17 protein-coding genes are annotated in these 17,937 nt (G+C 71.1%); 4 read left to right on the top strand and 13 right to left on the bottom strand.

The genetic code is table 11. From position 1 onward, the window contains the following. Positions 1-250: 250 nt before the first annotated feature. From tsaE to NLX86_RS17930, 9 genes are all read right to left on the bottom strand, one after another. Complete coding sequence (gene tsaE / locus NLX86_RS17970; RefSeq protein ID WP_254372722.1) at positions 251-793, bottom strand: tRNA (adenosine(37)-N6)-threonylcarbamoyltransferase complex ATPase subunit type 1 TsaE; 543 nt, start codon at positions 791-793, stop codon at positions 251-253. Continuing rightward, positions 765-1,997 carry an alpha/beta fold hydrolase gene (locus NLX86_RS17965; protein ID WP_254372721.1) on the bottom strand — a complete coding sequence of 411 codons (1,233 nt, stop codon included), beginning with the start codon at positions 1,995-1,997 and terminating at the stop codon, positions 765-767. The genes tsaE and NLX86_RS17965 overlap by 29 nt, the downstream gene beginning before the upstream one ends. Then, positions 1,994-3,172, bottom strand: a complete 1,179-nt coding sequence (gene alr / locus NLX86_RS17960) for an alanine racemase (protein ID WP_254372720.1) — start codon at positions 3,170-3,172, stop codon at positions 1,994-1,996. The genes NLX86_RS17965 and alr overlap by 4 nt, the downstream gene beginning before the upstream one ends. Positions 3,173-3,647: 475 nt before the next feature. After that, entirely contained in the window at positions 3,648-5,063 is a 1,416-nt protein-coding gene (locus tag NLX86_RS17955; protein ID WP_254372719.1) for an NAD(P)H-hydrate dehydratase, read from the bottom strand. Between the two features lie 7 nt (positions 5,064-5,070). Continuing rightward, positions 5,071-5,439 carry a holo-ACP synthase gene (locus NLX86_RS17950; protein WP_254372718.1) on the bottom strand — a complete coding sequence of 123 codons (369 nt, stop codon included), beginning with the start codon at positions 5,437-5,439 and terminating at the stop codon, positions 5,071-5,073. Next, entirely contained in the window at positions 5,436-7,283 is a 1,848-nt protein-coding gene (gene glmS, locus NLX86_RS17945; protein WP_254372717.1) for a glutamine--fructose-6-phosphate transaminase (isomerizing), read from the bottom strand. Before glmS ends, NLX86_RS17950 begins: the two co-directional genes overlap by 4 nt. A 122-nt stretch (positions 7,284-7,405) precedes the next feature. Next, positions 7,406-8,161 (bottom strand): hypothetical protein, encoded by a 756-nt coding sequence (locus NLX86_RS17940; RefSeq protein WP_254372716.1) that lies wholly within the window; start codon positions 8,159-8,161, stop codon positions 7,406-7,408. Positions 8,162-8,344: 183 nt separating this feature from the next. Further along, the gene (locus NLX86_RS34745) at positions 8,345-8,536 is read right to left on the bottom strand and encodes a DUF397 domain-containing protein (protein WP_254372715.1); all 192 of its coding nucleotides are present in this window, start codon (positions 8,534-8,536) and stop codon (positions 8,345-8,347) included. A 12-nt stretch (positions 8,537-8,548) separates the two neighbouring features. After that, on the bottom strand, positions 8,549-9,400 hold the full coding sequence (locus NLX86_RS17930; RefSeq protein ID WP_254372714.1) for a helix-turn-helix transcriptional regulator: 852 nt from the start codon (positions 9,398-9,400) through the stop codon (positions 8,549-8,551). Positions 9,401-9,606: 206 nt separating this feature from the next. Between NLX86_RS17930 and NLX86_RS17925 the strand changes: the two genes are divergently transcribed. The 4 genes from NLX86_RS17925 (at position 9,607) to NLX86_RS17910 (ending at position 13,725) form a co-directional block, all read left to right on the top strand. Next, complete coding sequence (locus NLX86_RS17925) at positions 9,607-10,083, top strand: ATP-binding protein (RefSeq protein WP_254372713.1); 477 nt, start codon at positions 9,607-9,609, stop codon at positions 10,081-10,083. Between the two features lie 104 nt (positions 10,084-10,187). Next, a complete protein-coding gene (locus NLX86_RS17920) occupies positions 10,188-11,609 on the top strand; it encodes an ATP-binding protein (protein WP_254372712.1) in 1,422 nt (473 codons plus the stop codon). Between the two features lie 126 nt (positions 11,610-11,735). After that, positions 11,736-12,734 (top strand): type I pantothenate kinase, encoded by a 999-nt coding sequence (gene coaA / locus NLX86_RS17915; protein WP_374213904.1) that lies wholly within the window; start codon positions 11,736-11,738, stop codon positions 12,732-12,734. 25 nt (positions 12,735-12,759) lie between these two features. Further along, the gene (locus NLX86_RS17910) at positions 12,760-13,725 is read left to right on the top strand and encodes a DUF389 domain-containing protein (protein WP_254372711.1); all 966 of its coding nucleotides are present in this window, start codon (positions 12,760-12,762) and stop codon (positions 13,723-13,725) included. Positions 13,726-13,731: 6 nt separating this feature from the next. On the opposite strand, the gene glmM is transcribed toward NLX86_RS17910, so the two are convergent. The 4 genes from glmM to NLX86_RS17890 form a co-directional block, all read right to left on the bottom strand. Further along, the gene (glmM, locus tag NLX86_RS17905; RefSeq protein WP_254372710.1) at positions 13,732-15,090 is read right to left on the bottom strand and encodes a phosphoglucosamine mutase; all 1,359 of its coding nucleotides are present in this window, start codon (positions 15,088-15,090) and stop codon (positions 13,732-13,734) included. A 140-nt stretch (positions 15,091-15,230) separates the two neighbouring features. After that, on the bottom strand, positions 15,231-15,749 hold the full coding sequence (rpsI, locus tag NLX86_RS17900) for a 30S ribosomal protein S9 (RefSeq protein WP_254372709.1): 519 nt from the start codon (positions 15,747-15,749) through the stop codon (positions 15,231-15,233). A gap of 42 nt (positions 15,750-15,791) precedes the next feature. Then, positions 15,792-16,235 carry a 50S ribosomal protein L13 gene (gene rplM / locus NLX86_RS17895; protein ID WP_254372708.1) on the bottom strand — a complete coding sequence of 148 codons (444 nt, stop codon included), beginning with the start codon at positions 16,233-16,235 and terminating at the stop codon, positions 15,792-15,794. A 204-nt stretch (positions 16,236-16,439) separates the two neighbouring features. Further along, the gene (locus NLX86_RS17890) at positions 16,440-17,663 is read right to left on the bottom strand and encodes a glycosyltransferase family 87 protein (RefSeq protein WP_254372707.1); all 1,224 of its coding nucleotides are present in this window, start codon (positions 17,661-17,663) and stop codon (positions 16,440-16,442) included. Positions 17,664-17,937: the final 274 nt, after the last annotated feature.

The following is a 17,937-nucleotide window of genomic DNA, read 5'->3' as shown; positions in this document are numbered from 1 at the left end:
CCGCATCGACACGACCGACGGCGGCTGCGGCCGTGCGTGCGACCGCGCGGAGCCCGACTGCGAGGAACCCGACTGCGAGGAACCCGACTGCGCTTCGCGTTCTGATGCCGGCATGGATGCCTCCTGGGGCTCCGGGGGAAGGCGTGGTTAGGTAGACCTAACCAGGTCTCGGTATCCATGTGACCACGGGCGACACCACCCGCGCAACATCTTCCCGACGACTTGTCGGAACGTACGGGATCGAAAGAGTTCAGGCAGCCAGACCGGCCAGCTCCGCAGCCGTCCAGCGCGCGCCGATGCCGGTCAGCGTCACCTCGCGCACATCGTCGAGGACCATCTCGTGGCCGACGGCCCGCCTGATCACGACATGCAGCCGGTCGTCGGACAGCTCCTCGACCTTGTTGTCGCCCCACTCCACGACCACCACCGAGTCCGGCAGCGAGACGTCGAGGTCGAGATCCTCCATCTCGTCCAGCCCTCCGCCGAGCCGGTACGCGTCCACATGCACCAGCGGCGGGCCGCCGGCCGGCGACGGGTGCACGCGCGCGATCACGAAGGTCGGCGAGGTCACGGCGCCCCGGACGCCCATGCCCTCGCCCAGGCCCCGGGTCAGTGTCGTCTTGCCCGCGCCGAGTTCGCCGGTGAGCAGTACGAGGTCGCCGGCGCGCAGCACCTTGGCGAGCCTGCGGCCGAGCTCCTGCATCTGCTCGGGCGATTGAACGGTGATCCGGGCGACGCTCTCGGCTGCAACGCCCTCAGTTGCCTCAGTTGCCGGGTTGTGCGGTGCTTCCATACGCGCCAACGTTAGTCGCTGCCGGGACGGCCCCCGCGCGCGCCAGCAGATCCGCCAGCCGGTCGGTGACGGCCTCCGGATGTTCGAGCATCACCAGATGCCCCGCGTCCGGCACGATCACCAGCTCGGCGTCCGGCAGCAGGTCCGCGATCGCCTCGCTGTGGCCGCTCGGGGTCACCAGGTCCTTGTCCCCCGCGAGGACGAGCGTGGGGATCCCGACGAAGACGGGGAGCGCCTCCGCCTTGTCGTGCTCCTGGAACGCCGGGTAGAACTCCGCTACCACGTCGATCGGCGTGCCCTCGATCAGCCGCTCGGCGAACCGCGCGACCGCCGGGTCCACGTCCTTCGAGCCGAAGGAATAGCGCTTGATCATCCCCGCGAAGAGGTCGGCGGTGGCCCGCCTGCCCCGCTCGACGAGGTCCACCTGCGAGCCGAGCGCCTTGAGTACGCCCGGCAGCACCCTGCGGACGGCGTTCACGCCCGCCACCGGCAGCCCGTAGTTCACCTCGCCGAGCTTCCCGCACGACGTACCGACGAAGGCGACGCCGGCGACCCGCTCGCGCATCAGCTCGGGGTAGTGCGCGGCGAGCGCCATCATCGTCATGCCGCCCATCGAATGCCCCACCAGCACCAGCGGCCCCTCGGGCGCGGCCGCGTCGAGGACCGCCTTCAGGTCGCGGCCCAGCTGGTCGATCGTGACCGGCACGCCGTCCGCCTGCGCGGCGCCGCGCGCCGAGCGGCCGTGGCTGCGCTGGTCCCAGTGGACCGTACGGACGACGCCGCGCAGCGCGGCCCGCTGGAAATGCCAGGAGTCCTGGCTGAGGCAGTAGCCGTGGCTGAACACCACGGTTACGGGCGCGGGGGTCTTCCGGCCGAACAGCCGGCGCTTGCGCGGGGCCGTGCCGCCGGTGTCCGGGTCGACCTCGTCGACCTCGTAGTACAGCTCCGTACCGTCGTCGGCTACCACCCGGCCCGGCATGCCGCGCAGCGACCCGTACGGGCCCGAGGCGTCCAGCGCGAGCCGCGCCTTCCTTCGCATGCCCCGGCCCACCGTGAGCCGCTCCACCGCCACGCCCGCCGCGGCGCCCGCCGCGATGACGCCTATCGCGGCTCCGGCCAGCCCCGCCCGGCGCCAGTTGCCCGCCGCGGCCACGGCGTCCGCCACCGCCTCGGCCGCCGCTTCCCCCGCGTTGATCTCGCTCACTGTGCCGCTCCGTTCGCCCCGCGCTCCCGCTCGTCCGGACGCTCGTTCAGATAGACGCGCGGCACCCGCGATCCGATGCGCGTGACAATCTCGTACGCGATGGTGTCGGCCGCCTGCGCCCAGTCCTCGGCGGTCGGCTCACCCCGGTCGCCGGGCCCGAACAGCACGGCCTCAGCGCCGGGTTCGAGGAGGTCCCCGCCCAGGTCGATCACGAACTGGTCCATCGCGACCCGGCCGGCGACGGTACGCCGCTTGCCGCCGACCAGCACCGGGCCGCGGCCCGAGGCGTGGCGCGGAATGCCGTCCGCGTAACCGGCGGGCACGAGGCCGAGGGTGGTCTCGGTGGGGGTGACGTAGTGGTGTCCGTAACTGACTCCGTGGCCCTCCGGAGCGCGCTTGACCAGCGCCACGGAGGCGATCAGCGACATCGCGGGGCGCAGTCCGAGGGCCGCGGGCGTGCCGAGTTCGGGGCTGGGCGAGACGCCGTACACGGCGATGCCGGGGCGTACGAGGTCGAAGTGCGACTCCGGGACGGTCAGGGTCGCCGGGGAGTTGGCGATGTGCCGCACTTCCGGGTCGACGCCCTCCTTCTCGGCGTACGCCACCAGCTCCTGGAACACGGCCAGCTGGGCGGCGATGCTCGGATGCCCCGGCTCGTCGGCGCACGCGAAGTGCGACCACAGTCCGGTCACCCGGACGGCGCCCTCCGCCTCGGCGGCGCGCGCGTGCTGGACGAGTTCGGGCCAGTCGGCGGGCTGGCAGCCGTTGCGGCCGAGCCCGGTGTCGGCCTTCAGCTGGATCCTGGCCGTACGCCCCGCCGCGCGGGCGGCCGCGACGACCTCCCGCAGGGCCCACATCCCACTGACGGACACGTCGACATCCGCCTCGACGGCCTCGCGCCAGGGCCCGCCCGGCGTCCACAGCCAGCACATCACGGGCCCGCCGACGTCGGCGGCCCGCAGCGCGAGCGCCTCCTGCGGGGTAGCGGTCCCGAGCCACGCCGCACCGGCCTGCTGCGCGGCCCTGGCGCAGGGCACCATGCCGTGCCCGTACGCGTCGGCCTTGACGACGGCCATCAGCGCAGCCCGGGGCGCTCGGGCGCGCAGCGCGCGCACATTGGCGCGCACGGCGGCCAGATCGATCTCGGCGCGGACGCGCGGCGGTGTCTCGTTCATCGCGCCAAGTCTCTCAGAGCCCCACCCCACCCGATCCGCACACACCCCAAACGGCCCCGCGGACCAGAAGGCGGCGCAATGGGCAGGGCGGGGCGGCACGAAGCGCCCGCGCCGGGGGGACGCCCTCCGCAGCGCGCCGCACTCGGCACCCGCACGGGCGCGCCCGGCAAGGCCGCATACCCCGGCGCGAGGCAACCGCACCGGACGGTGGACTCCCCGGCGCGCCGCACTCAGCACCCGCCCGGGCGCGCCCGGCAAGGCCGCATACCCCGGCGCGAGGCAACCGCACCGGACGCCGGCGCGCCGCACTCGGCACCCGCACGGGGCCCCCGGGGAGGCGGCACGCCGCGGCGTGAAGCGACCGCGCCCCGCCGGGGGCTGGGGGCTTGCCCCCAGGGTTCGGGAAGGTGGGGGTCCCACGGACGGAGTCTGGGGGAGGGTAGGGGGAACAAGGCGCGCCCCGGCGGGGCCTCGCTCAGGGGTTTGTTACGTCGCGCCACGCGCCCGGGAGTTCCTCCGCCACTTCGTGGGCCGCGATCGGCGCGCCGGTCGCCGCCCTGCGTGCCGCCAGGCCGTGCAGGTACGCCGCCACCGAGCCCGCGTCCCGCGCGGCCAGGCCCGCCGCCAGCAGGGAGCCGGCCAGGCCGGAGAGGACGTCGCCGCTGCCCGCCGTGGCCAGCCAGGGCGTGCCCGTCGGGTTGACCCGTACCGGGCCCTCCGCGCCCGCGACGAGCGTGGTCGAGCCCTTCAGCAGCACCGTCACCCCGTACTTCCGCGCCAGCGCCCGTACGGACGCCAGCCGCGCGCCCTCCACCTCCTCCCGGGAGACACCGAGCAGCGCCGCCGCCTCCCCGGCGTGCGGGGTCAGCAGCGTCGGGGCCGTACGCCCCCGCAGCACCGTCTCGTCCAGCAGCCGCAGGCCATCCGCGTCGACCAGGGCCGGGACGTCGGAGGCGAGCACGTCGGCGACCTCCGACGAGCGGTCGCCCAGCCCCGGGCCGACGACCCACGCCTGGACCCGCCCCGCCTTCGACGGCGGTCCCGTGTGGACCAGGGCCTCCGGGAAGCGGGCGATGACCTCGTCGCCGCCCGGCCCGACGTACCGCACCGCGCCCGCACCACCCCGCAGCGCGCCCGCCACCGCGAGGACCGCCGCGCCGGGATAGCGCGCCGACCCGGCGACGACGCCCACCACGCCCCGCCGGTACTTGTCGCTCTCCGCGGCGGGCACGGGCAGCAGCGCGGCCACATCGGCGTGCTGAAGCGCCTCCAGGTCCGGCCCGGCGGGGAGTTCGAGCCCGATGTCCACGAGCCGCAGCGCGCCCGCCCGTTCGGCCGCCGGGTCGATCAGCAGCCCCGGCTTGTACGTCCCGAACGTCACCGTCGCGTCGGCCCGTACCGACTCACCCAGCACCTGCCCGGTGTCCGCCTCCACGCCGCTCGGCAGGTCGACGGCGACGACGACCGCCCCGGACGCCTCCGCCGCCCGCACCAGCGGAACCGCCGCCTCACGCAGCCCGCCGCGCCCGCCGATACCGGTGATGCCGTCCAGTACGAGATCCACCCGCGGCGGCACCTCCGGCACCACGCGGCCCCCCGCCGCCCGCAGCGCCGCGAGCCCGCCGGCGTGCGCCCGGTCGGGGGCCAGCAGTACGGCGAAGACGCCCGCGCCGCGCCGGGCGAGCCGCGCCCCGGCGTAGAGCGCGTCGCCCCCGTTGTCCCCGGCGCCCACCAGGAGCACGACGCGCGCCCCATAGACCTGGCCCAGCAGGCCCGCGCAGGCGGCGGCCAGCCCCGCCGCGGCGCGCTGCATCAGCGCGCCCTCCGGCAGCCGGGCCATCAGCGCCTGCTCGGCGGCCCGTACCGTCTCCATGCTGTACGCAAAACGCACCGGTTCCTCATCCCTCTGCGATCACCACTGCCGACGCGATACCCGCGTCATGGCTGAGCGAGACGTGCCACGACCGCACGCCGAGCTGCTCCGCCCGCGCGGCCACCGTGCCGCGCACCCGCAACTGAGGCTGCCCGCTGTCCTCGACGTACACCTCGGCGTCGGTCCAGAGGAGCCCGCTGGGCGCTCCCAGCGCCTTGGCCAGCGCCTCTTTCGCGGCGAACCGGGCCGCCAGCGAGGCGATTCCGCGCCGCTCCCCGCTCGCCAGCAGCAACTCCCGCTCGACGAAAAGCCGTTCGGCCATGTGCGGCGTACGGTCCAGCGCGGCCCGGAACCGGTCGATCTCGGCGACGTCGATGCCAACCCCGATGATCATTCGACAGTGACCGACTTGGCGAGGTTCCGCGGCTGGTCCACCTCATTGCCGCGCGCCGTCGCCAGTTCGCACGCGAACACCTGCAACGGCACCGTCGCGACGAGCGGTTGCAGCAGCGTCGGCGTGACCGGGATGCGGATCAGGTGGTCGGCGTACGGCACCACCGTCTCGTCGCCGTCCTCCGCGATCACGATGGTCCGCGCCCCGCGCGCCCGGATCTCCTGGATGTTCGACACGATCTTGTCGTGCAGTACGGACCGCCCGCGCGGCGACGGCACCACGACCACCACCGGCAGGTCGTGCTCGATCAGCGCGATCGGACCGTGCTTGAGCTCACCGGCCGCGAAGCCCTCCGCGTGCATGTACGCGAGTTCCTTCAGCTTCAGCGCGCCCTCCAGGGCGACCGGATAGCCCACATGCCGCCCCAGGAACAGCACGGTGTCCTTGTCGGCGAGCGACCGCGCCAGCTCCCGTACCGGCTGCATCGTCTCCAGGACCTTCCCGACCTTGATCCCGATCTCCGAAAGCTCCCGGATCACGGCCTGGATCTCGTCGCCCCACTTGGTCCCACGGACCTGCCCCAGATACAGAGCGACCAGGTAGCAGGCCACCAGCTGCGTCAGGAACGCCTTGGTCGACGCGACGGCGACCTCCGGCCCGGCGTGCGTGTAGAGCACGGCGTCGGACTCACGCGGGATCGTCGAGCCGTTCGTGTTGCAGATGGCGAGCACCCGCGCGCCCTGCTCGCGGGCGTGTCGCAGCGCCATCAGCGTGTCCATGGTCTCGCCGGACTGAGAGATGGCGATGACGAGCGTCCGCTGGTCCAGGATCGGGTCCCGGTAGCGGAACTCGCTCGCGAGCTCGGTCTCGCACGGGATGCGGGTCCAGTGCTCGATGGCGTACTTGGCGATCATGCCCGCGTGGTACGCCGTACCGCACGCCACGATGACGACCTTGTCGACCTCCCGCAGCACCGAGGCCGGAATCCGTACCTCGTCGAGCAACAGCGACCCGGCGGCGTCGATCCGCCCCAGCAGCGTGTCGGCGACCGCCTTCGGCTGCTCGGCGATCTCCTTGAGCATGAAGTAGTCGTAGCCGCCCTTCTCGGCGGCGGAGGCGTCCCAGTCGACGTGGTACGAGTGGACCTCGGCCGGCGCACCGGCGAAATCGGTGACCCTCACGCCGTCCCGGCGCAGTTCTACGACCTGGTCCTGTCCCAGCTCGATGGCCGACCGGGTGTGGGCGATGAAGGCGGCCACGTCGGAGGCGAGAAACGCCTCGCCGTCCCCGACCCCCACCACCAGCGGCGAGTTCCTTCTCGCCCCCACGACGACATCGGGCTCGTCCGCGTGCACGGCGACCAGCGTGAACGCGCCCTGAAGCTGCCTGCACACCTGCCGCATCGACTCGGCGAGGTCCCCGCAGGACGAGAACGACTCGGCCAGCAGATGCGCCACGACCTCGGTGTCCGTCTCGGACGCCAGGTCGTGCCCGCGGTCGGTCAGCTCGGCCCGCAGCGCGGCGAAGTTCTCGATGATGCCGTTGTGGACGACGGCGACGCGGCCCGAATTGTCCAGGTGGGGATGGGCGTTGACGTCCGTGGGGGCGCCATGGGTGGCCCACCGGGTGTGCCCGATCCCGGTCGTTCCGGTCGGCAGGGGCCGGTCGACCAGCTCCTTCTCCAGGTTGAGGAGCTTGCCCGCCTTCTTCGCCGCGGCGAGACCGCCATCGGCGAGAACGGCCACGCCCGCCGAGTCGTAGCCCCGGTATTCCAGCCGCTTGAGTCCTGCGACAACGACATCGAGCGCGGACTGCGCTCCGACGTAACCCACGATTCCGCACATGACGGCAGCCTACGACCCTCCGTGTGACGCAACACGTCTTGACGCGGTACGCACCCATTCCGGCCCCCGCCCAGCGATCTGCGCCAGGGCGGGGGCCGGGAAAATCCACCGACGTGGCGGGCTCAGCCGAGCTTGGCCACCTGCGCGTCGATGACGGCCTTCGGCAGGTCGTAGTCGGGGGTCGCGAGGTTGATCGCGGAGAAGGAGGCGAGCGTCGTGCCCTGGCGTACGAACGCGAGCTTGAACGCGCCCTTCTCCCCGTCCTGCTCCACGTGCACGGTCCAGGCGAGAGCCTCCTGGCCGCCGGAGACGGTCTCCGGAGTGAGCTTGGTGATCTTCTGCTTCTCGCCGGCGACAGACATGGTGAACCCGGTGGCACACGTACTGCCGGCCTCGCGCAGAACGCCGACGACGTCCTCGGCGCCCTCGCCCTCGTAGGAGGAGAGAGACGCCATCGTCATCGTCATGCCGAGGCCTGAAAGGAGTGCCTCCTCCGGCGAGGCGGAGGCATCCTTCTTGGGCTCGGCAACGACCTTGCGCTGGACGGTGGCCACGGGCTTGCCAACGGCGAGGGCGGAGAGCGCCTTGGCGACCGGCGCACACGCGGGCTTGTCGGCGGTGAGGCCGGCGGGCGTGAGGTCGTCCTTGGCGGGCTTGGCGATCTTGTGGTCCTTGACGTCACCCTGAACCAGCGCGAGCTTCTCCAGCTCGGCCGCCGTCAGCGCCTTGGCCGCGGGCTCGGCGGCAGCCGTCCCCTTTGCCTTCCCGTCACCCTTGGCGTCACCACCCGACTCCTGGCCACCGCAGGCGGCGGCCAGGAGAGCCAGGGAGACCGCGGAGGCGGCGACGGCACTACGACGTATGAGCATGGCTCGCATGGCACAACTTTCTGAGTCAATGAACAACGGCCCGCCCACCGGCGAGAAGGGTCAGCGCCTTGGGTGTCGCGGCCGGTTGTGGCTGTGCAAACCCTATGAGGTGACGTCACTTCGGTGATCTCAGGGGTCCAGGACGGTACGTGATCGTCATGTCTGCGTGACCAACGCAGACATGACGCCCATTCATCCCCGGTCGAACTGCCCCATGGCGACAGCGCCTATGAATCTGCGCAAGGCCTGGGAACTCGCGGCAAAGATGATTTCGGGCGCCTTGCTGTCGCGGAGTCGGAGGGTTCCGTCCGGGGCGACAGCGACGCAGACGCAGTTGGCGGCTTCGGCACTGTAGGAGGATTTCCGCCATTCGAGTTCGAGCACGAGGACTCCCTGTCAGGTGCCTTGGGCAATGTGGTGAATGAGTTCGCGGGACTTCGTGGCGGAGAGTGCTCGGGCCTCCATCCGGTCGAGCACGGACCTGTAGCGCCCCAACTGGGCCTCGGCATCCAGAAATTCACAGCCGTGGTCGGTGTCGAGGACGACCGTGTCGAGCTGGGGGACCGGCCCGGACGCATACGTGATCGACTGGCCGGAAGCGGGAAAGGACGCCTCGCCGAACGGGATGACCAGGATGGTCACGTTGTCGCGCTCGCTCTCTTCCAGCAGAGTGCCGAGCTGCTCACGGGCAACCAGGGGACCGCCATAGCCCATGCGCAGCGCAGCTTCGTGGACGATGGCCGTGTAGTGGGTGGGGATGCCCTCGTAGAGGACGGCCTGCCGTTTGATGCGGTACGAGACGCGGTGCTCGATCTCGTACGGCCGCAAGGGCGGGACGCTCTCCGCCATCACAGCACGTGCGTGGGCGGTGGTCTGGAGCAGGCCGGGAATGTGAATCACCACCGCGACGCGCAGGGCGGTTGCCTGATGTTCCAGCTCGGCGAGATCGAGCAGGCCAGGGGCCAGCAGTTCCTGGTACTCGTCCCACCAGCCGCGAGCGCGCGTGCCTGTCATGGACGCGAGCGCTTCGGCATAAGGCTCGTCCGAACAGGCGTAGTTGTGGGTCATGGTGCGCACCCGGTCCGCGCTCACCGCGTACCGGCCGGCCTCGATGTTGCTGATCCGGGACTGCGGGCCACCGAGAAGGGCCGCCGCCTGCGTCGAGGTGAGCCCGGCCCGCTCGCGGAGTTTGCGCAGCTCGGTACCGAGGCGTTGCTGGCGCAGGGTCAGGGACGTACGGGCCGGCATCGGGTCTCTCCAAGGTCACCCACACGAGTGGAGATGAAACATCTTCCCAGAATCGATATAAGACCTTACAACTTGCACGCTACGGTGTGACCCAAGCCACTCACCGGCCCGGCCGGTCAGCCGGAAGCGCACCGCATCCCGCGGCACTGCCACCGCACCGCGCCGTCGGCGCGTGAACCAACTCCACCTCCCCGCAGGAGACTTCCGTGAACACCGTATCCCCGCACGCACCCTGGTCGTACGTACTCCAACTCCCCCACGATCCCCGCGCCCCGCGCGTGGCCCGGAAGACGCTGCGGGCCGTACTGGGAGGGCATGGCATGGGTGAACTGCTCGATACCGCCGAACTGCTGGCCTGCGAACTGGTCACCAACGCGTACCGGCACTCCGCCGGGCCGGCGATGCTGCGGCTACGGCACATGGACGGAGGCTGGCTGCGGATCAGCGTCTGGGACAGCAACCCCGTCATCCCGGCCCCGTTCGACAAGCCTCCGGGAGCGCTACGACCCGTACCCGCCCGGGGCCCGGCCGACCGGGACGGCGGGCGGGGGCTGCTGCTCGTACGGCTCTGTGCCGACAACTGGGGCGGCTACCCGCTCGGCGAAGACCTCTTCGGCCGCGGCGGCAAACTCCTCTGGTTCGAACTCGGCCCCGGGCGGCCGGAACCGGCCCACGCCGCCTGAGTCGTGTTCCTGTTGATCGTATCGAGCACAATACTATCGGGTGCGATACTATTGCTATCGATACCATTCAGTGCCGAGGCTTGTCACCTGAGAGGTGGTCCCCCATGCCACGCTTCATCGGCAGAGAGCGGGAAATCCAGACCCTTGACGGAGTGCTCGAACAGGTGCGCACCGCCACCGGCGAGCCGCGTCCCGGGCAGTGCGTGCTCATCCGGGGGCGCAGGCGCATTGGCAAGTCCAGCCTGGTGGAGGAGTTCCTGCACCGGTCCGGCGTGCCGTTTCTGTTCTTCACCGCGGCCGGCCGATCCGCCGAGGCCGAGCTGGCGGAGTTCCTTGAGGCCGCGGCCGCCTCGGCGCTGCCCGAACGCGATCTGCTCACCGAGGCGGCGCCGACGCAGTGGCCGGCGGCGTTCCGCTTGTTGGCCCAGGTGCTCCCGGACGATGCTCCGAGCGTGGTCGTGCTGGACGAGGTGCCGTACCTGATGGACAGCGTCGACGCCTTCGAGGGCGTACTCCAACGGGCCTGGGACCGCCATCTCCGCAACAAGCCGGTGCTCCTGCTGCTGATCGGCTCCGACCTCTCGATGATGGAGGCCCTCAACAGCTACGAGCGACCGTTCCATCAGCGCGGCCGCGAAATGGTGGTCGGCCCGCTCAATCCCGCGGACATCGCCGACATGCTCGACCTCGACCCGGCGGCTGCCTTCGACGCCGCGCTGCTGACCGGCGGTCTGCCGCTCGTCTGCGCCGAGTGGCGGCCCGGTGCGACCGTATGGCAGTTCCTCGAAGCCTCCCTCGCCAATCCCATCTCGGCACTGCTGGTCTCCGCCGAGCGGTCGCTCGCCGCCGAGTTCCCGCCCCATGCGACGGCGCGCGAGGTCCTCCAGGCGATCGGCAGCGGCGAACGCACGTTCAGCAACATCGCCCGCGCGGCCGGCGGAATCTCGCACTCCACACTCAGCCGAGCGGCCGAACTCCTCGCCGGCAAGCGCGTGGTGTCAGCCGAACTGCCGGTCTCCCTGCGCCCCTCCAAGGAGCGCCGCTACCGCGTGGCCGACCCGTACCTGAGATTCTGGCTCGCGTTTCTCGGCCCGCACATGGCGGAGGTCGAGCGCCTGCGCGGTGATCTGACCCTGGCCAGGATCAAGGAACGCTGGACGAGCTGGCGTGGCAGGGCGGTCGAGCCCCTGGTCCGCGAATCGCTCGCACGGCTGCTGCCGGACGGTGACTTGCCCGCGGCCCCGGCGATCGGCGGCTACTGGACGCGCAGCAACGACGTCGAGATCGACATCGTCGCAGCGGATCGCGCCCCGGCCGCCAAGCGCCTGCTCTTCCTCGGCTCGGTCAAGTGGCTGGAGAACTCCCCCTTCGACGCCCACGACCTGGCCGCCCTCCACAAACACCGCGCCGCGGTGAGCGACGACCCACTGCCCCTGGTCGCAGTCTCCCGCAGCGGCGTCTCCTGCACCGGCTTCCAGGCCACGTACGGCCCGGAGGAGTTGCTGGGCGCCTGGCGCCGGCCCTGACTGACCGACTGACCGACTGACTGACTGACTGACGCATAGATCACCACATCCCGCCGATGGGGCGGGGGGCTCCCGCGTGACCGATCCCACCCGCCACAGTGTTCGTGGAGCCGCGACAATGGCTCTGTGATCACTTCGCCGCCAGGAAGCGCCCACCGCCGGGCCGACTCCACGACGTCGTCCCCGTACGTGGACCTCACCCGTACGGAGTGGAGCGCGCTGCGCGAGAAGACGCCGCTGCCGCTGAGCGCCGAGGAGGTCGAGCGGCTGCGCGGCCTCGGCGACGTCATCGACCTCGACGAGGTACGGGACGTCTATCTGCCGCTCTCCCGCCTGCTCAACCTCTATGTGGGGGCCACCAGCAGCCTGCGCGGCGCCCTGAACACCTTCCTGGGCGACGCGGGCAACGGCCATGGCGCCCAGCAGGGCACCCCGTTCGTCATAGGGGTCGCCGGCAGCGTCGCGGTCGGCAAGTCCACGGTCGCGCGTCTCCTCCAGGCGCTGCTGGCCCGCTGGCCGGAACACCCGCGGGTCGAGCTGGTCACCACGGACGGGTTCCTTCTGCCGATGAAGGAACTGCGGGATCGCGGCCTGATGTCGCGCAAGGGCTTCCCCGAGTCGTACGACCGCCGCGCGCTGACCCGGTTCGTCGCCGACATCAAAGCCGGCAAGGACGAGGTGACCGCGCCCGTCTACTCACACCTCATCTACGACATCGTGCCCGGCGAGCGCCTGACGGTCCGCCGCCCCGACATCCTGATCGTCGAGGGCCTCAACGTCCTCCAGCCCGCTCTGCCCGGCAAGGACGGCCGCACACGGGTCGGCCTCGCCGACTACTTCGACTTCAGCGTGTACGTCGACGCGCGCCCGGAGGACATCGAGAACTGGTACCTGAACCGCTTCCGGAAGCTGCGCGAGACGGCGTTCCAGAACCCCTTCTCGTACTTCAGGAAGTACACCCAGGTCTCCGAGGAGGAGGCCCTGGACTACGCGCGCACCATGTGGCGGACGATCAACCGGCCGAATCTGCTGGAGAACGTGGCTCCGACGCGCGGCCGTGCCACCCTGGTGCTGCGCAAGGGCCCTGACCACAAGGTCCAGCGACTCAGCCTGCGCAAACTCTAGGGGACGCCCCCGCTAAGGTGCGGCCATGCTGCATCTTCGGATGATCACCCCTCACGACCGTACGGACGAGGTGCTCGCGCTGATCGACAAGACGGTCGGTACCACCCATCTGGTCGTACTGACCGGCGCCGCCCGCAACCCCAAGGGCGATCTCGTACTGTGCGACGTCGCGCGCGAGGCGGCCGACGAGCTGCTGGCCGAGATGCGGACGCTCGGCATCGACAAGTCCGGGTCGATCGCCGTCGAGAACATCGACCTCTCCATCTCCAAGCGCGCCGAGCAGGCGGAGGAAGAGGCTCCGGGCGAGGCCGCGGACGCGGTGGTCTGGGAGCAGCTGGCCGAGGCAACCCATGAGGAGTCCACCCTCACGATCACCTACATCGCCTTCCTGATCCTCGCGACGATGATCGCGGCCTGCGGCGTGGTCCTGGACAACGCGATTCTGATCGTCGGCGCGATGGCGGTCGGCCCGGAGTTCGGCCCGCTCGCCGGAATCTGTACGGGCCTGGTGCAGCGCGCTCCGAGGCTCGCCGCGCGCTCGCTGGTCGCCCTGTTGGTCGGTTTCGCCGTGGCGATCGTGGCGACGACGGTGTTCAGCCTGGTGATGGACTCCCTCGGCCAGTTCGACCAGGGCATGCTCAAAAATCCCCGCCCGAACACCAGCTTCATCTGGCAGCCCGACCCCTTCTCCTTCATCGTGGCGCTGCTCGCCGGTGCGGCCGGGGTGCTCTCACTGACCTCCGCCAAATCCGGCGCTCTGGTGGGCGTCGCGATCTCGGTGACCACGGTCCCGGCCGCGGCGAACGCCGCCGTGGCGCTCAGCTACGGCGAGGTGGGCCAGATGTGGGGCTCGGCCGCGCAGCTGCTGCTGAACCTGCTCGGCATCATCCTCGCCGGCACGCTCACCCTCATCGGCTGGAAACTGCTGTGGCGCACCCAGCAGGGCCGGATGACCCGGCGACCGGGTACGCCACAGCTCCCGAAGGAGTAAGTCCGACTAGCCCAGCGCGGACTTGACCGCGTCCGCCAGTCGGCCCGCCACTGATCGGGCCTGGTCGATGTCGGCCGCTTCGACCATGACGCGGACCAGCGGCTCGGTGCCCGACGAGCGCAGCAGCACTCGGCCCGTCGAGCCCAGCTCGCGCTCGGCCTCGACGACCGCGGCGGCCAGCTCGGGTGACGTAGCGACGCGCGACTTGTCGACGTCGGGGACGTTGATCAGCACCTGCGGCAGCCGCTGCATAACGCCGGCCAGCTCGGCCAGCGAGCGGCCGGTGGCGGCGACCCGGGCGGCCAGCAGCAGGCCGGTGAGGGTGCCGTCGCCGGTCGTCGCGTGGTCGAGGATGATCACGTGGCCGGACTGCTCGCCGCCCAGCGCGTATCCGTGCTCCTTCATCGACTCCAGTACGTACCGGTCGCCGACGCCCGTCTGTACGAGCTCGATGCCCTCGCGCTCCATCGCCAGCTTGAAGCCGAGGTTGGACATGACCGTGCCGACGACGGTGTTCTCCCGCAGCTCGCCCGACTCGCGCATCGCGAGGGCCAGCACGGCGAGGATCTGGTCGCCGTCGACCTCCTCGCCCGCGCCGTCCACGGCGAGGCAGCGGTCGGCGTCGCCGTCGTGCGCGATGCCGAAGTCCGCGCCGTGCTCGACGACGGCGGCCTTCAGCTGGCCGAGGTGCGTGGAGCCGCAGCCGTCGTTGATGTTCAGGCCGTCCGGATCGGCGCCGATCGTCACGACCTCGGCGCCGGCGCGCGCGAAGGCCTCGGGCGAGACGCGGGAGGCGGCGCCGTGCGCCTCGTCGAGGACGACCTTGAGCCCGTCGAGACGGTTCGGGAGGACGCCGATGAGGTGGGCGACGTACCGCTCGAAGCCCTCACCGTACGAGCGGACGCGGCCGACACCGGAACCGGTGGGCCGCTCCCACGGGGCACCGGTGCGGTGCTGCTCGTACACCGTCTCGATGCGGTCCTCGAGGTCGTCGGCCAGCTTGTGGCCCCCGCGCGCGAAGAACTTGATGCCGTTGTCCGGCATGGCGTTGTGGCTCGCCGAGAGCATCACGCCGAGGTCGGCACCCAGCGCACCGGTGAGATACGCCACCGCCGGGGTGGGCAGCACACCGACGCGCAGGACGTCCACGCCCGCGCTCGCGAGACCCGCCACGACGGCGGCCTCCAGGAACTCTCCCGACGCACGCGGGTCACGGCCGACCACGGCGGTCGGCCGATGGCCCTCGAAGGTGCCCGCCTCGGCGAGCACATGAGCCGCCGCGACCGACAGGCCGAGCGCGAGCTCCGCCGTCAGATCCGCGTTGGCGACACCGCGCACACCGTCCGTGCCGAAGAGTCGTCCCACTGTTGTCCTCCGAATTGCTCCGAAACTGCAAGCGTTTGAACGCCCCAGTCACATATACGCCCTGCCCGCCATAGACGAACGCCCCGGCAGCACAGCGAGTGTGCCGCCGGGGCGGATTCGTGGCAGAAGCGAGCGGCGATTTAGCGCTTGCTGTACTGCGGCGCCTTGCGGGCCTTCTTCAGACCGGCCTTCTTGCGCTCGACCGCACGGTCGTCGCGGCTCAGGAAGCCGGCCTTCTTCAGCGGGCCGCGGTTGTTGTCCACGTCCGCCTCGTTGAGCGCACGGGCCACGCCGAGGCGCAGGGCGCCGGCCTGACCCGAGACGCCGCCACCCGAGATACGGGCGATGACGTCGTAGCGGTTGTCGAGCTCGAGCACCTTGAAGGGCTCGTTGACTTCCTGCTGGTGCACCTTGTTGGGGAAGTAGTCCTCAAGGGTGCGACCGTTGATCTTCCACTTGCCGGTGCCCGGAACGATCCGGACGCGGGCGATGGCGTTCTTGCGACGGCCCAGGCCGGCCGCCGGCTGCGGGTCGCCGAAGCGGGACGCCAGCGACTCGCTGGTGTACTCGCCCTCGACGGGGACCTCGGACTCGAAGGTCGTCACCTCGGCGAAGGTCTCTTCGCCCTCGACGGGGGTCTCAACAGTGGTCTCGGCCACGATGCTCCTCAGATTTCTTTTCGTCTTAGGGGGTGGCCGGAACTACTGCGCGACCTGGGTGATCTCGAACGGGACCGGCTGCTGAGCAGCGTGCGGGTGCTCGGCGCCCGCGTAGACCTTCAGCTTCGAGAGCATCTGACGGCCCAGGGTGTTCTTCGGGATCATGCCCTTGATGGCCTTCTCCACGGCCTTCTCCGGGCTCTTGGCCAGCAGCTCGTCGTAGCGGACGGAGCGCAGACCACCCGGGTAGCCGGAGTGGCGGTACGCCATCTTCTGGGTCTTCTTGTTGCCGGTGAGGTGGACCTTCTCGGCGTTGATGATGATGACGAAGTCGCCCATGTCCATGTGGGGGGCGTAGATCGGCTTGTGCTTGCCCCGGAGGAGGTTCGCTGCCGTAGTCGCCAGACGGCCCAGGACAATGTCCTGCGCGTCGATGATGTGCCACTGGCGCGTGACATCGCCGGGCTTGGGGCTGTACGTACGCACGGTCGTAGCCTTCGCTTCTTCAGTGAGTGGGTCCTGACAAGGCCACCCGGACGATCACGACAGCCATGGCGGACATACGGGGACGCAACCCGTGCCTGCCGCTGGTCATCGGCCCGGTGGACCGGCGTAAGGGCCTCTCACGTGAGAATGAACAAGCCAATACGCATAACGAACCAGCAGGATACCCGCGATGGCCCGTACGGGTCAAAACGGGGTCCGGGCGGCCACCACAGTGGCCTCCGGGGTCGCCGGCTGCTCCGTCCTCACCACGGTAGCGCGCTGCCGACGCAGACAGCACCACATGACGGTGAGGGCCAGCACGGCCAGGGTGGCGAGGTCCTTGAAGGCGCGCCGGGTGGGCGGCTCCGTGATGTACGGCCAGTAGAAGCCGCCGACCTGCGGCAGGAGGGCGATCCAGAACCAGGGCGTACGGGGCGCGGAGCGCGCTGCCGCGCCGGATGCGAGCAGCAGCGGAAGTACCACCATCAGGTAGTGGTCGAAGGACGGCCGCGAGACCAGGAACGCCGCGAGCATCAGCATGGAGCCGGTCTCCACGAACCGCAGCGGCCCGGGGTCGGCGCGCCGCCAGCGCTGCCACGCGCACCACACGCCCGTGCCGGCGGCCGCGGCGGCGATCAGGAATGCGGCGGACTGGGGCACCCCGAGCCGGGGCAGGACGGCGACCGGGGAAGCGTCCCAGACCAGGGCGAAGTCGTCCTGGCCGTTCAGCAGGAACGGCAGCGTACGGGTGAAGAAGAAGGTCGGATTGGGCATGGCCAGCGCCCCCAGCACGGACGCCGCCGCCGGCAGCAGGGCCGCGACGGCGAGGCCGCGCCACTGCCGCGCGAAGACGAAGAGCAGACCGACGGGTACGAGCATCGGCTTGAAGGCGATGGCCACCCCGATGACCAGCCCGGCCGCGACCCAGCGGGAGCGGTGCGCGAGCAGCAGCGCGAGCGGTAGCGCGGCGGCGGAGACGGCCGTCCAGTTCCCCAGCAGTACGAGATTGCCGAACGGTACGAACCCGAGCGCGAGCCCGCCGATCCCGAGGGCCGCGAAACGGCTGCCCAGCGGCACGGAGAAGATCCGCAGCGCGCAGCCCCACCCGGTGAGCAGCAGCGCCATGATCAGCGAGGGGACCAGCACCCGCAGCACCCGCAGGGGCAGCAGCGCCTCGGGCACGGCGGCGAGCACAGCGCTGGGCAGGTACAGGAACCGCTTGTCGGCGTACGGTGAGCGCCCTTCGAGCAGCGCCTCCGCGGCCCTCACCACAAACGCGTTGTCCATCCCCCCGTCCCAGGCCCGGCACGCGACGGAGGCGAGGACAACAAGCAGGATGCCGCCGACAGCAGCCCGGCACACCCAGGAGGCGGGCCGCATCAGCCACTCCAGCACCGGCAAAGAATTGTCCGGTTCATCCCTCTTCATGCGCCGCATGCTAGGCCGCGAACCGCCCCCGGCCACCGCCCCACGCCGGACCTGCGGCGCGACGACGGCACCCCCACCGCGCAGAAAGCGCCCCGCCACTCAGCGGACGCGGCCACGTCGGCGCCGCGCAGCAGGCGCCCCCGAGCGGGCAGGGGGCGCAGCCCCGCCCCCGGGGCCCTGCTGGGCCTCCGCCGCCGGCGCCAGCCCCCGTCCCACGGCACGCGGCACCGCGCAGCGGGCGCCCCCGAGCGGCACCGGCGCCGCGCAGCGGGCG

Source organism: Streptomyces sp. A3M-1-3, assembly GCF_024213665.1.
Taxonomy (GTDB): domain Bacteria; phylum Actinomycetota; class Actinomycetes; order Streptomycetales; family Streptomycetaceae; genus Streptomyces.
Note: the sequence above shows the minus strand (reverse complement) of the source record. Positions and strands in the feature narration are given on the sequence as shown.

Excerpts from the sequence above, each read along its gene's own strand:
- tsaE (WP_254372722.1), bottom strand. The coding sequence starts at position 793 with ATGGAAGCACCGCACAACCCGGCAACTGAGGCAACTGAGGGCGTTGCA.
- alr (WP_254372720.1), bottom strand. The coding sequence starts at position 3,172 with ATGAACGAGACACCGCCGCGCGTCCGCGCCGAGATCGATCTGGCCGCC.
- NLX86_RS17950 (WP_254372718.1), bottom strand. The coding sequence starts at position 5,439 with ATGATCATCGGGGTTGGCATCGACGTCGCCGAGATCGACCGGTTCCGG.
- glmS (WP_254372717.1), bottom strand. The coding sequence starts at position 7,283 with ATGTGCGGAATCGTGGGTTACGTCGGAGCGCAGTCCGCGCTCGATGTC.
- NLX86_RS17940 (WP_254372716.1), bottom strand. The coding sequence starts at position 8,161 with ATGCGAGCCATGCTCATACGTCGTAGTGCCGTCGCCGCCTCCGCGGTC.
- NLX86_RS17930 (WP_254372714.1), bottom strand. The coding sequence starts at position 9,400 with ATGCCGGCCCGTACGTCCCTGACCCTGCGCCAGCAACGCCTCGGTACC.
- NLX86_RS17920 (WP_254372712.1), top strand. The coding sequence starts at position 10,188 with ATGCCACGCTTCATCGGCAGAGAGCGGGAAATCCAGACCCTTGACGGA.
- NLX86_RS17910 (WP_254372711.1), top strand. The coding sequence starts at position 12,760 with ATGCTGCATCTTCGGATGATCACCCCTCACGACCGTACGGACGAGGTG.
- NLX86_RS17890 (WP_254372707.1), bottom strand. The coding sequence starts at position 17,663 with ATGAAGAGGGATGAACCGGACAATTCTTTGCCGGTGCTGGAGTGGCTG.